Here is a 12,951-nt window from a genome sequence, read left to right as displayed (position 1 = left end):
CCCCGCCACCATGCGCGGGCCCTCCCACCCATTCAAGCGTGGCGCACGCCGCCATCCCCTCGGAATGTTTCCCCTTTCATAAGGCCCACCCACCTGGACGCACCCCGTTAAGCACACGCCCCGCAACCACCGCGCGAATCCCGGGTTCATTTCCTCAACGCAGACGCGCTGGGCACCAACGCCCGCGCACAACGAGGAGAAGACCCCATGAAGCGCAACGGACTGGGAATGCTCGCGGCGGTGCTGGGCCTGACGGTGGCGCTGCCGGCCGTGGCCGCGGAGGCCGACAAGCGGCAGGTGAACCAGCAGCAGCGCATCAACCAGGGCGTGAAGAGCGGCGAGCTCACGGGCCGCGAGGCCGTGCGCCTGGAGCGCCAGCACCGCGCGGTCCAGCGCGAAATCCGCCAGGACCGCCGGGACGACGGCCACCTGGACGCCGCCGAGCGCGCCCGCATCGACGCGAAGCAGGACGCCCTCAGCCGCCGCATCGCCCGCCAGAAGCACGACGGCCAGAGCCGATAAATCCCCGGAAATTGCGCACCGCGACAGGACTTCCCGGGCGGCCCACCGGGGGGCCTGTCGCCGGTGCGCGGCTGTTTCGGGGCCGGGATTCCGCTCCGGGTGCGCCTGGTGCGCCCCATGTGCGTGCCTGGAGTGAAAAGCAGGTGGGGACGCAACCTGGGTTCTTGAATGCCGAGAATGGAATCAATCGCAGCCGGTGACCGAGGTCGGGTCACTGCTCCCCTTCCCGGAGCCCCCCATGAGCTACCGCATCCAATCTGGCGACACCCTCTCTGGTCTGGCCAAGCGCTACGGCACCTCCGTGGACGCGCTGATGAAGGCCAACCCGCAGATCCAGAACAAGGACCTCATCTACACGGGCAAGAGCCTGAACATCCCCGGCTCGCGCGACAGCTTCGAGCCCGGCACCCAGGGCCAGGGCGTGCGCGGCGGCGGTTCCGGCGGCTCCAGCGGCGCGGGCAACGTGACGGCGCCTCCGGGCGGCGCGGGCCCGGGCACGCGCGGCCCCGGTGGCAGCCCGTTCGACATCGCGATGTCGCACATGGGCAAGAACGCCGGCTCGCTGAAGCTGGAGACGACGGGCGTGGGCGCGGACATGGAGGACTGGGTCCCCAACAACGTCAACTGCGCCAACTTCGTCTCCGCGTGCCTGGAGCAGGCCGGGCAGATCAAGGACAGCCAGCACAGCGCGTCCGTGATGACGCTCCAGGGGAACCTGGACCGCGACCCGAACTTCAAGCGCGTGGACCTGAAGGACGCGAAGCCCGGCGACGTCGTCTGCATGAAGGTGGGCAGCGGCCAGCACGTGGTGATGTTCGCGGGCTGGAAGGACGGCAAGGCCCAGTTCATCGGCTCCAACAACGTGAACTCGGACGGCTCGCAGCGCATCAGCATGTCGTCGATGAACTACCCCATCATGTCCGTGCACCAGTACCAGGGCTGAACCAGCCCGGAGCCGTGCGTCCCCGGTGGGGCCTTCGCCTTCCGCGCTCCGGCGCCTGGAAGGGGGAGGCCCCATCCGCTTTTCGAGGGCGGGGGCCCCGTGTCCCAGGGGGCGCCTGCCCTCCCGGGCACCCGGATTGGCGCCGACCGCACATTGCACGTGGCCTAGCGTCCAGGGTTGGACGTTCCCTGGACACGGGGCCTTTGCGGACGTGGCCGGACGGAGGGAGGCTTCCCCACGCCATGCGAAGCCTCATCCTCCTCGTGGAAGACCATGTCGACAGCCGTGAGATGCTGGAGGAGTTCCTCACGCTGGAAGGATTCGCCGTGGAGGTCGCCGGCAACGGGCTGCACGCCTGGGAGCGCCTGCGGCGCGGCCCCACGCCGGACGTGATGCTGCTGGACCTGATGATGCCGGTGATGAGCGGCTGGGAGCTGATGGAGCGCGTGCAGAAGGAGCCGCGCCTCAAGAACCTGCCCGTCATCGTCGTGTCGGGCGCGGGCGCCACCCGCCCCGTGCCCCAGGGCATCCGGGCGTCCATCCCCAAGCCGCTGGACCTGGACGACCTGATGCGCGCGCTGGAGCCGTTCCGCTCCCAGTCGCACTTAGCCGCCGCCTACTGAGCCGGGGCCGCGGGCGACGCCGGCTCGCGGGGCAGGACGACGCGGAAGACGGTGCCCTCGGACGCGCGCGAGCGCACCTCGATGCGGCCTCCGTGGCCCTTCACCACCTGTTCGACGATGTAGAGCCCCAGCCCCAGGCCGCCGTGCGTGTTGCCGCCCGCGCCGCGCCGGAAGGGGTCGAACAGGCGGGGCAGCAGGTCCGACGGGATGGGGTCTCCGCCGTTCTGCACCTCCAGCACCACGTGCGCGTCCGCGTCCGTCAGCGTCAGGCGCACGGGGGACTCCGGCGGGCTGTACTGGAGCGCGTTGCCGCCCAGGTTGCTCACCACCTGGAGCAGCCGGTCCGCGTCCCAGGCGCCGTCGTAGCGGCCCGGGCCCACGTTCAGCGTGAGCGAGCGCTCCGGCCACGCCGCCTCCAGCTCCTCCACCGCCTGGCGCACCACCATGCGCACGTCGCCGGGCACCCGCTCGATGGGGATGCCGCCGCCCAGCCGGCTGCGGGTGAAGTCGAGCAGCTCCGAAATCATCCGCGCCATGCGCTCGCCGGAGCGCGCGATGCGGGACACCGCCTTGCGGTCGCGCTCCTGGAGCGCGTCGCCGTGCAGGAGCTTGGTGACGGACAGCTGGATGGCGTTGAGGGGGTTGCGCAGGTCGTGGCTGACGATGGCGATGAGCCGCTCGCCGAACTGCGCCGCCTCCCGCGCCGCCTCCTCCGCGCGGCGGCGCTCGGTGACGTCCACCAGCGTGACGACGCCCGCGACAATCTGGTTGTCCCGGTCGCGCACGGGCGCGCTGGAGCCCAGCAGGTGCGCGGTGGTGCCGTCCGGCCGGCGCACCTGGAGCGGCTCCGCCTGGCGCGTCTCGCCGGTGCGCAGCGCGCGCGCCATGGGCCACGCGTCGTCCGGCAGCGGCTCGTTCTCCGAGGTGAACATCTGGTGTGACGACTCGTAGTCCGCGAGGCTGGCCGAGGGCCGGAACGGATGGCCCAGGAGCGACTCCAGCGCGCGGTTGCCCAGGAGCAGCCGGCCGCTGGGCGCCTCCGCGATGAGCACGCCCGCGGGGAGCTGATCCAACACCGCCGCCAGCCGCGCGCGCTCCGCCTCGATGGTGGCCAGCAGGCGCTGCCGCTCGGCTTCCGCCTGACGGCGCTGGGTGATGTCCAGCACCGTGGCGGCGCGGCCCACGCGGCGGCCCGTCGCGTCCCGCAGGGACGTCACGTGCACGAACGCGGGGAAGCGGCTGCCGTCGCGGCGCAGGTGCAGCGCTTCGTATTCGTGGAACGGCTTGGAGCTGGCCGCGGCCATGTGCCGGGGCAGCGCGCCGCGGGACTCGGGCGCCACCAGGTCCTCCAGCTTCAGGCCCTTGAGCGCTTCCGCCGTCTGCCCGTGCATGCGCGCGAGCGCGGGGTTCGCCGCCACGAACGTGCTGTCCTCCTCGCCCATCACGGCCACGCCCACGCCCAGGTGCGTGAAGATGTCCTCCCAGCGCCGGGGGCCCGCCGCGTCCGGGGCGCCCTGCTCGCGCGCCGCCTCCGCCGCCTCGCGCGACGCGAGCAGCCGGGCCTGGACGTGGGCCTCCAGCGCCGCAGCCTCCACCGCGTCCACGGCGTCGTGGAAGCGCTCCACCTGGACGTCCTCGTCCGGGCCCGCGCCGCCGCGCTCGCGCCACAGCCGCAGCACCGTGGCGCGCAGGCGCCGGAAGTTCGTCGTCGTGGGGTGCCCGTCGGAGCCCTGCACCAGCAGCGACAGCTCGCGCGCCAGGGCGTCGGCGACGCGCGCGTCCGGGTTCGCCATCCGGGCCGCCACCGCGGACAGCCCGTGGGAGAAGGTGTCACCGGAGCCGGGCGCTTCGTGGAGCCATGCGTCCTGGAGGACGTCGCGGGACTGGAAGAGGAAGTCGGCGAGGGACAGGGGCACGGTGCGCGGACTCGAGGGCGAAGGGCCTTGGGGGCAAGCCGGAGTGAACGGGTCCCACCGACTTAGGCTCCCGCTCCCGCTGCCACAAGGACCGTCTGCCCCCGTGTCAGGAGGAAGGCGAACGGACGAGGCCCAGGGGCCGCAGGGCGGTCAGGCGCAGGAGCCCCGTGCCCGGCTCCACGCGGTAGCGGACCTGGAAGCCGCACGCGAGCACCGCCGCCCCCTCGCGCCCGGACGGCGTCACCGGCAGGGACGGCATCCGGCTGACCAGCGCCCCCAGCTCCCCTTGAAGGCGCTCGCGCACGGCGGGCGCACACGCCGTGAGCGTGCGCACCACCGGGGGTTCCAGCTGGCAGCGGTAGGCCATGAGCGCCGCGAAGGGTGCGCATCTACAGCCCACCTGCAAGATGACAGTGGGGCGGTGACAAAGGCTGTCCGGCGCTGAGCGTCTGAGGGGAACAGTCGCCGGGGCACACTGTCGGGCAGGTGACGCTGGGGTTCCCGGTAGACCCAGGTGCACTTCAAGAAACCGAGGAAAAGCGAGTCGAATCGAGGGATGGCCCTGGGCGTCCGTCACCTGTTGCTCGTCGAGGACGACCGGACGTGGCGGGAAGGCGTGCGCCAGGCCGCGAGCGAAGCGGGCTTCCTGGTGTCGTCCGTGTCCGACGGCGCGGAGGCGCTGCACTGGCTGCGGCATCGTCCGCGCGCGCAGCACCCGGACCTCATCCTGCTGGACCTGGTGATGCCCCGGGTGGATGGATGGGAGCTGTACGGCCAGTTGCGCACGGACGCGCGGCTGCGGCACCTGACGGTGATGATGATGTCCACGGGGAACGGCACGCCGGAGGTGCCGCTGCAAGGGGTGGCGGGCTTCCTGCGCAAGCCGCCCCAGCCGGAGGCGCTGGTGGTGGAGCTGGCGGAGCGGCTGCGCGAGCTGCCCGGGCGCCAGGAGCCGCCGCGCACGCCGTACTCGCTGCGGCTGCCGGACGAATCGCTCTACGCGCTGCATGCGCTGCCGGCCCCGGTCCGTCACGCGGTGCGCGTGCACCTGCTGCGCGCCGCGGAGCTGTCCGCCACGGAGCTGCCGCTGGCGTCGTCCTGGTTGATGGCGCTGCACAGCGAGCAGCCCCTGCTGCTGGTGACGGTGGAGGGCGTGCGCGTGGTGCTGGAGGTGGACGACGCCGCCTGCACGCTGACCGCGAGCATGGTCATCGTGCCCGGCCACCTGCGCTACTCCTGACGCGCGCTCACACCACCGGCACGCGGTGGACCTCACCGGAGGACAGGTCCAGCCACACCACGCGGCCGAACAGGTCGTGCACGGCGCACCACTCCTCCGTGAGGCGCACGACCTGGGGCGGGGTGCCGGAGAACTCCACCGTGGCGCGGGCATGGCCGGCGAGGTTGCGCAGGACGGCCTTGTGCAGTTCGCCCTGCTGGAAGCGCAGCACGCGCCAGGCGGAGGTGAGCACCACGCCCACGCGATCCTCGTCGTCCTGGGACGGCAGGTGGAAGCGCCGCGCGGCGAAGGGGGGCATGTACGGCCAGGGTCCGAACCCCGCGCCTTCGGGCACCGCGATGCGCCCGGCCACCGCCTCGCCGTCGGGAGTGAGCGCGAGGGCGTCCGGCGTTCCCACCAGGTCCGGCATGTTCGCGCGCCCGCGCAGGGTGGGACCGCCCGCCAGCACGTAGCTCCAGCGCTCCAGGCGCTCGAAGTCCTGTCCCAGGGACAAGTGCAGGACGAGGAAGGACAGGTGCTGCGCGTCAACGGCCAGCTTCAGCACGGTGCCGCCCACCTGGGACACGCGCCACAGGGAGCGTGGCTCGGCGGCGAGCGTGTCCACCATGCTCACGGTGTCGCGCACGGCGGTGAACCACCGCTCCCCGTCGTAGGTGGGGGCCCACGCGTCCAGCTCCGCGTCGCACCAGCGCGTGGCCCGGCGCTCCACCAGGTCCAGCCGCGACAGGCGCCACAGGTCGCCCCGGCGCGCCAGCGCGAGCGCACGGTTTCCCTGCGTGGACACGACGAGCGAGAACGCCGGCACGTCGAAGTTCGCGAGCGTGCGTCCGTCCGGGCCCACCAGCCGCGCGCCCGCTTCCCCCAGCGCGAGCAGCACGCGCCGTCCCGGCAGCACCACGGCGTCATGCACGGCGTGGGCGCCCGCGTCGTTCCGGTCCATCCACACGCGCACCGGAGGCAGGTCGTTCGCTTCGGTCCAGGGGCGACGGAGGGAGGGCCGCGGCGTGGGCAGGTCCGTGCGCAGCGCGGCCACCGCGGGGGCCTTCAGGGCACGCAGCTGATGGAGGAGCCTGGCGCTGGAAGGGAGGACGTCCGAGGCTTCGTCGCGCATCAGCGCGCGGACCGTGGGGACGACGAGCGCGTCCCGGGCACCGGTGGCGTCCTCGCGCAGCAGCTCCGTGGCGAAGGCCAGGCGGTCCGGGGCGCGCGCGGGAGCGTCGTCCGACAGCAGGTCCTGGACGTCCTCGCGCGCGGCGCCGAAGCCATCCGGGAACCCGAGCGCCAGGCGCGCCAGGAGCTTCGCGCCGCTCTCGCCACCGGCCTGGATGCCGCGGTCCACCCAGGCCCGCGCGATGTGGCGCGCGGAGGTCACCGGCCACACGGCGTCCACGGCGCGCGCCCAGTCGCCGGCCTCCGCGAGCGACTCCGCCCACAGCACGCGCAGGGTCTGGGCTTCGGCGGGGTGGGTCTTCTCCAGGCGCAGCACCGCGTCCGCGAACACGCCCGAGCGCCGTGCGATGGCCACCGCGCGCGCCACGTCCTTCGCGAGGAACCACTGGCGCACCACGAGGCTCGCGGGGAGGTTGCGCCCCTCGGCGAGCTCCGCCGCGAGCTGGAAGCGTCCGTGGCGCTCCAGGAAGGACACGGCTTCTTCGGTCGCGTCCAGCAGCTCCGCGAGGACGAAGGCAGCCTCGTCGATGCGGCCTTCGCGCTCCAGGCGGCGGAAGGTCTCGCGGTAGCGCTCGCGCAGCGCCGCCAGCACGTCGGGGCCACTGGCGAACACCTGCGCGGCGCCGCTCCGGCCGTGAGGCTGGATGCGCAGCTCCTCGCGCGGTCCGGGAACTCCGAGCGCCAGCTTCGCGCGTTCGTCCAGGTCCTTGCCCAGGGGGATGGCATGGCGCAGGGCTTCGTCGAGCTTGCCCTCCTCGAAGAGCTCGAAGAGGCGGCGGAGGTAGTCGCCCTGGCGCTGTCCCACGAGTCGTCCCAGGGGCGTGTTCTGGAGCATCCACGCCTTGAGTTGCTCGAGCGCGCCGGGGCCTTCGGGTTCCGAGGGACGGGCGCTGGCGTCCGGCGCGGGCAGCGAGCCCTGCCGTGAAGCCGTGCCATTGCCGCGCCCGCGCATCCCGGCGAGGAGGCGTGAGAACCAGCCCGCCCGTGCCCCGGTGTCCGAGCCACCGGACGCGGAGCCTGAACCGGAGGCACCTGGGGAGAACGCGCTCCACAAGAGAGAGAGCGCTCCCTCCCGGCGCACTCTCATCAAGCCTGGAGACGCGTTCTCGAGCCATGCGCTGAAGGCCCGGCGCAGCCGTGCCGACAAGCCTCCACGGCGGACGGTCCGCGTGGCTTCACCGGGCTTCTTTGAGAAGGCCCGGCGCAGCCGCGCGAAGAAGCCCTCTCGCGCCACCGGGACTTCCTTCCCGGCCATGCGCGCCAGCATGCGCTCCGCTTCGGGCGCGAGCGTGGGCACCTTCGGTCCGAACCACTCGCGCGTGGGAGGAGGCAGTGGCTCCAGCGCGCTCTGCATGGGTGGAGGCGGCGCACCCAGTCCCTTCACCTGCACGCGCCGCCACTGCGACACGTCCAGCCACGCGCCCGGATCCACCTGGCGCAGCTCTCCAGGCGCGTACACCCGTGCGACGCCCGCGTGCACCAGCACGACGGCTCCCGCGGGCGGCGCCAAACGTTCGCGCTCCTTCGCGCTCAGCGGCGCGCTGGTGAGCACGCCGGACTCCAGCACCAGGGGCAGCCCGGGCGCGGCTTCCACGGCGCTCCTGCACGGCGCCGCCAGCTTCAACAGGTGCCCACCCGCCAGCGCCCAGACCGTGGCGCCGGGCCTCCACGCCGCCAGCACGCGGCGGCGTGCCTCGGCCTCCCCCAGCGTTCCGGGATGGAACCACCAGGCCGCCGCCACCACGGTGCCCCGATGCACGTGGGCACGGGGACTCACGGCTCCGGACGCGGGACTCATGGCGTGGCCTCCGGAACGGAGCGGTACAGCACCGCCTGCTCCATCAGGTCCCACAACACGAACTCACCCGCCTGCGTCAGCCACCCGAACACCGGCTGCCCGTGGCTCGCCGCGGCCTGCTCCACGGGGCCACTCGCCACCGCGAGCACCCGTGAAGACTCTCGCGAGAAGAAGTGGAAGGTGCGTTGATCCGGAGCCAACGCGAGCAGGCCGGGCGGTGACGGGGCGGCAGCGGGAGGCTGCACCACGCCCACCACGCGGAAGCCCTCGGGCACGAGGAGGACCGACACGCCCGTGTCCAGGAACAGCCGCCAATCCAGCGCCTTGTCACGCACCGCGAGCAACCCCGCATCGGGATGCGCCCCCGACGGCGAGTAGCCGAAGTACGCTTCCCCCTGCCGCGCATTGAGTGGAACCTTGCGGGCCGGCTCCTCGCCCAGCACCTTGAGCCGCGAGATGACCGCCTGCCCCGCTCCCCCACCCTGGGGCCGCAGCACGCAGACAGGGCGCGAGTTCACCTCCGCCATCGCGGAGACCTGCTCCTCTTCCACCACGAGCGCCGAGGTCCCCACCGAAGTAGGCGGCGCCAGTGAGAACAACCGGTCCTTGCCATCCTTCAACCACAGGTGCTCCTGCCCCTGTGGATCCACCCAGCTCAAGAGGTTCAACGGCAGCGCGCTTCCCACGATGTCCGGCCGCCCGAGGTCATCCGTCATGTGGTAGCGCGCCTTCCGGAAACCCTTTGGCGTATGCACCTGCCCATGCATGACGTACGCGCCCAGGTGACGCGCGAGCACCAGCAACCCGCCCTTGGAGCGCCATCCCGCCGCGACGACACGCTGACCGGAAGGCACCTGCACGCGCCGGGGCTTGGGCAGGGTGGCGCGCGGAGAATGCGGCACCGCCATCGCTTCGACGCCGCCATTCGCGGAGAACAACAGCACGCGCCGGCCCTCCCCGGAGAAGAAGAACTTCACGATGCGCCGGTCAGCCGTGCGCGGCGGCCATGCCGACGGCGCACGGTCCGAGCTGAACGGGTTGCGCAGCAGGCGCAGGCAGTCGTCCGGAGGGGGAAGCTCCAGCACCACCGAACGCGGCACACGCGCCGAGGGCCGCACGTCCACGGTGAGCCGGTGCGCGCCGGGCTCCATCGGCTCGGAGACCTCCACGCGGGACATCTCCTCCGCGCCCTCCAGGCGGCCCAGGCGCGAGGAGCCCACGAGCCACACGTCCTCGGGTGTCCGTGAAAGGTCCAGGGCCTCGCGCCACGTGGTCAGGTGCGGCGCGGACGCGGGCGTGGGGGAACGGGCTTCGAGCCACGCGAGGAGTGACGTGCCGCTCAGCCCCGTATGGGTGGCACGGGCAGGGTCGGTCTGGAGCGCGCCCCAGGTGAACGCCGCGCCCACGGCCTCCGCCCGGCGCGCGAGCACGACCAGCAACGCGAGGTGCGCGATGCGCGGCAGGCCCAGTTGATCCGGTCCCACGTCCAGCAGCACCACGGTGCGACGCGCGCCCTGTGGCTGACGGAACGCGGGCTTGAGGAACGACAGCTCGCCGAACGCCGCGCGGCGCACCAACTCCTCCGGCGCTTCCAGGGCCCAGAGCCATTCACTGACGAGCAGCCGCTCGAAGTTCCCCCGGCGGGAGAGCCCGTCATAGCCCTGGGGCTCACCGCCCTCGGCCTCACCGCGAGGCCGCAGCGTCCCGAGCGCCGCCGACAGCCGCGCCACGTGCGGCCCCAGGTACTGCGCCAGGTCCTCCGGAAAGAGGGCCAGTTGCGTCGCCCAGGGACGAAGCGCGGGAGGCAGCGCGGTCACGAAGCGGCCTCCACGCTCGTAGCCGGCAGCCACGCCGTCAGCGAAGCACGCGCGACGGCCTTGGCCGCCCCCACGGAGACGAGCACGCCCGACGCGGGCAGCACCGCGAGCGGCGCATCTCCCTGCCCCGCCAGCAGCGCACGCTCCAGCAGCGAAGGCGCCACGTCCGGCTCCAGCGCGCAGGGCAGCAGCAGCGCGGGCGCCAGCGGATCACGTCCCAGGTACACCGCGCCATCCACCCAGGGCAGCGACGCGGAAGGCCCCAGCAGCACGAGCACGTCCGGCCCCGCGACCCCGCTCCACGACGCCAGCACCGCATCGTCCGCACGCGAAGCGCGCTGTCCCAGCGCGAGCGCCACGGGCCCCACGCCCGCCACAGCCAGGGGCTCCAGGGGCAGGACTCGCGGTCGCCAACGCACGGGGAGCCCCGCGACAGCCGGTTCCGGTGGCGGCCTCATGACGCCCTGCTCCCGCGCATCCCGCGCCCGTTGCTCACACCGGCACTCTAGAACGCCTCCCACCGAGGGCGAAGCGGCGTGAGCGCTCCTGGCGGGCTTGACGCGCGACAATCCGCCGGCTTCCCGCTGTACAGCGCACGGGGCCGTTGCCCATGCTCCCGGCATGAGCACGACGCGAATCCACCACCACGTGAAGGCCCCTCGCTCGCGCGTCTACCACGCCCTGATTGACGCCCGCGCGGTCGCGACGTGGATGGTGCCCGACGGCATGACCAGCCACGTGCACGCGTTCGACCCCCGCGAGGGCGGCGCGTTCCGCATCTCGCTCACCTACGACGCGCCCACGGAAGCCGGCAAGACGACCGCGCACACCGACACGCATCACGGCCGCTTCGTGAAGCTCGTGCCGGACGAACAGGTCATCGAGACCACCGAGTTCGAGACCTCCGACCCCGCGCTTCGCGGCGAGATGATCATCACCTTCACGCTCAGCGACGCGCAGGACGGAGGCACCGACCTGCTCGCCGTGCACGAAGGACTTCCGTCCGGCGTGTCCTCCTCCGACAACGAGCTCGGCTGGCGGATGTCCCTCGCGAAGCTCTCGCGGTACGTGGAGTCCCCCGCCTCAGCGTGACGGCAGCTCCCGCGCCGCGACCTTCGGCAGGGCGCGGTACTCCTCCGTCAGCACGAACCCGTCCCCCATGTTGGTGACGCGGGTGAGCGCGTAGAAGTCCTGGAAGCGGTACTCCGCGCTCGCCTGCCGCAAGAGCCCCTGCTTCAGCTCCTCGACGCTGCCCTCCCCGTCCCGCTTCAGGGCCGGGCCCGCCAGCGTCGCGAGCGTCGCGTTCGCCGCGCGGAACGTCGCGCTGATGGGCGCGGCCTCCACCGCGCGGCTCACGGCAATCAACGACACCAGCCGACCGTCCGCGCCGAACGTCACCCACAGGTTCCGGATGTCCGCCTCGCGCTTCAGGCCCGGGAACAGCGACGCCGGGACGTCCGCGCAGTCCAGGTCCCCCTGGCTGCGCGGCACCGTGCACTTCACCCCGTGCGCCTGGGCCCATTCGAGCAGCGCCTCGCGCGTCGTCTGCTCCAGGTCGAACCCCAGCGCGGGCCGGGCCAGCGCGGCGCTCTCTCCCCGGTAGGCGGCCGCGAAGCGCTGCCTCGCGGCCTCCTTCTGTTCGGGGCTCTGCTTCACGTCGTACCCCAGCGGGCACCCCGCCGCGGACGCGGCCTGGGGCATGGACATCCCCATCCACTTCAGCAGCGGCCGGCCAGACGGCGTATGGGCATAGCCCATCACCGCCGTGAACAGCACGGCCACGCCTGCAATGGAAACCAGCGCGCGGCGCATGGCGCGCGTGAGAACGAAGCGGGTCATGGTGCCCTCGAGGTGTGGCTACTTGCCGACGATGGACGCCTTGAACGCCGCGTCCGTCACGATGGGAGCGAAGCAGGAGGACACGTCCGCGCTCGTCACGCCGTTGTCCGTGAGCGCCGGCACCACCATGTTCGCGATGAAGTAGTCGTACTGGGAATTGGTGATGGCCATGCCCAGGTGCGCCGCCGCCATGTTCTGCGGGCCCGTGTACGTCTTGCCATCCGTGTACATGATGGATTCCGGACCGCCGTAGGCATACACGAGGAACGCCGCGAGCTTGCCCTCGAAGGTGGCCGCGTCGTCCGCGTAGGCCGGGCCCTTCGTCTCATCACCGATATGGGTGAAGGACTCGCCCAGGTTCGCCGTGCCGCTGATGCCCTTCAGCTCCGCGAGCGTCTTCGCGATGATGGACTTGTTCACCGCGACGAACGCGTTCGCGCCGAAGGTGTCCCACGCATTCTTGTTGCTGCTCGTGCAGCGCAGCGACGTGCCCGGGCCCGTGCCCGTGGGCATGTACGTCGTGCCCGCGTCCGGCATGTCGTTGTCGTCATCGTCGCCACAGCCCGCCAGCAGGGCCGCCGAGGCAATGGCCAGCGCCGCGAAGGTGTTTCGCATGAGGTGTCTCCCGTGGATGGAATGCCTTCGGCACGCCGCACCGAAGGCGGCCGTCCCGCTGGCAGCACCAATACGGAGCCGCGGATGCGTTGGATTCCGCCGGATTTCCGGAAGGACTTCCGGACCGCTTCACGCCGCGCGGGTGTTCACTTCCGCCAGCACCGCCGCCACCGCGCCGCGCAGCTCCCGCAAGGCCTCCGGCAGCGCTTCCGGCGCGAAGCCCGCGTCCATCTCGCGCGCCACGCCCTCCAGCTTGAGCCGCCACGCGGCCGTTGCGTTCCCGTCCTCCGGCCGGGCCGCCAGCAGCGCCTGCCCCGCCTGCGCGATGCGCCGCGCCCGAGCCAGGGGCCCCGCGCTCGCCTCCAGCGCCGCGGCCGGCAGCGCGGGGTTCTCCGACGCGGACAGCACGTCGCGCAGCACGTCGCGCGCCAGCGCCTGCGCCTCATTCGTGGGCACCGCGTAGACGAG

Annotated in this window: 12 protein-coding genes and 1 pseudogene; 5 read left to right on the top strand and 8 right to left on the bottom strand. The window is 72.5% G+C overall.

Annotation, left to right across the window (positions count from 1 at the left end):
• Window positions 1-207: 207 nt before the first annotated feature.
• The 3 genes from D7W79_RS27930 (at window position 208) to D7W79_RS27920 (ending at window position 2,088) form a co-directional block, all read left to right on the top strand.
• The gene (locus D7W79_RS27930) at window positions 208-522 is read left to right on the top strand and encodes a hypothetical protein (RefSeq protein WP_120528439.1); all 315 of its coding nucleotides are present in this window, start codon (window positions 208-210) and stop codon (window positions 520-522) included.
• A gap of 238 nt (window positions 523-760) precedes the next feature.
• Window positions 761-1,465, top strand: coding sequence for a LysM peptidoglycan-binding domain-containing protein (locus D7W79_RS27925; protein ID WP_120528441.1), 705 nt, complete (start codon window positions 761-763; stop codon window positions 1,463-1,465).
• 242 nt (window positions 1,466-1,707) lie between these two features.
• Window positions 1,708-2,088 (top strand): response regulator, encoded by a 381-nt coding sequence (locus D7W79_RS27920; RefSeq protein ID WP_120528438.1) that lies wholly within the window; start codon window positions 1,708-1,710, stop codon window positions 2,086-2,088.
• On the opposite strand, the gene D7W79_RS27915 is transcribed toward D7W79_RS27920, so the two are convergent.
• Together D7W79_RS27915 and D7W79_RS27910 are read right to left on the bottom strand one after the other, a co-directional pair.
• Window positions 2,082-4,004: a sensor histidine kinase gene (locus tag D7W79_RS27915; RefSeq protein WP_244222002.1), complete on the bottom strand. Its 1,923-nt coding sequence runs from the start codon at window positions 4,002-4,004 to the stop codon at window positions 2,082-2,084. The genes D7W79_RS27920 and D7W79_RS27915 overlap by 7 nt on opposite strands.
• Window positions 4,005-4,110: 106 nt before the next feature.
• Window positions 4,111-4,371, bottom strand: a complete 261-nt coding sequence (locus D7W79_RS27910; protein ID WP_120528437.1) for a hypothetical protein — start codon at window positions 4,369-4,371, stop codon at window positions 4,111-4,113.
• A gap of 189 nt (window positions 4,372-4,560) precedes the next feature.
• On the opposite strand from D7W79_RS27910, the gene D7W79_RS27905 reads away from it, so the two are divergent.
• On the top strand, window positions 4,561-5,244 hold the full coding sequence (locus D7W79_RS27905) for a response regulator (protein WP_167497747.1): 684 nt from the start codon (window positions 4,561-4,563) through the stop codon (window positions 5,242-5,244).
• A 7-nt stretch (window positions 5,245-5,251) separates the two neighbouring features.
• Here the strand turns inward: D7W79_RS27905 and D7W79_RS27900 are convergent, their stop codons facing one another.
• From D7W79_RS27900 to D7W79_RS27890, 3 genes are read right to left on the bottom strand one after another with little or no spacing between them, the layout of a single operon-like run.
• Window positions 5,252-8,212: a bpX6 domain-containing protein gene (locus D7W79_RS27900; RefSeq protein WP_120528435.1), complete on the bottom strand. Its 2,961-nt coding sequence runs from the start codon at window positions 8,210-8,212 to the stop codon at window positions 5,252-5,254.
• Window positions 8,209-10,029, bottom strand: a complete 1,821-nt coding sequence (locus D7W79_RS27895; RefSeq protein WP_120528434.1) for an LpqB family beta-propeller domain-containing protein — start codon at window positions 10,027-10,029, stop codon at window positions 8,209-8,211. Before D7W79_RS27895 ends, D7W79_RS27900 begins: the two co-directional genes overlap by 4 nt.
• Entirely contained in the window at window positions 10,026-10,448 is a 423-nt protein-coding gene (locus D7W79_RS27890; RefSeq protein WP_244222001.1) for a bpX5 domain-containing protein, read from the bottom strand. Before D7W79_RS27890 ends, D7W79_RS27895 begins: the two co-directional genes overlap by 4 nt.
• 202 nt (window positions 10,449-10,650) lie before the next feature.
• Between D7W79_RS27890 and D7W79_RS27885 the strand changes: the two genes are divergently transcribed.
• Window positions 10,651-11,121, top strand: a complete 471-nt coding sequence (locus tag D7W79_RS27885) for an SRPBCC family protein (protein WP_120528432.1) — start codon at window positions 10,651-10,653, stop codon at window positions 11,119-11,121.
• Here D7W79_RS27885 and D7W79_RS27880 read toward each other — a convergent pair.
• The 3 genes and pseudogenes from D7W79_RS27880 to D7W79_RS27870 all read right to left on the bottom strand — a co-directional run.
• The gene (locus D7W79_RS27880) at window positions 11,113-11,868 is read right to left on the bottom strand and encodes a hypothetical protein (RefSeq protein WP_120528431.1); all 756 of its coding nucleotides are present in this window, start codon (window positions 11,866-11,868) and stop codon (window positions 11,113-11,115) included. The genes D7W79_RS27885 and D7W79_RS27880 overlap by 9 nt on opposite strands.
• A gap of 18 nt (window positions 11,869-11,886) precedes the next feature.
• Window positions 11,887-12,483, bottom strand: a complete 597-nt coding sequence (locus D7W79_RS27875) for a globin family protein (protein WP_120528430.1) — start codon at window positions 12,481-12,483, stop codon at window positions 11,887-11,889.
• A gap of 129 nt (window positions 12,484-12,612) precedes the next feature.
• Window positions 12,613-12,951 (bottom strand): annotated as a pseudogene (locus tag D7W79_RS27870) (AAA family ATPase); the annotation flags it as partial.

The organism is Corallococcus exercitus (genome assembly GCF_003611585.1).
Lineage (GTDB): Bacteria > Myxococcota > Myxococcia > Myxococcales > Myxococcaceae > Corallococcus > Corallococcus exercitus.
This window is presented reverse-complemented; position numbering and strand designations above follow the sequence as displayed.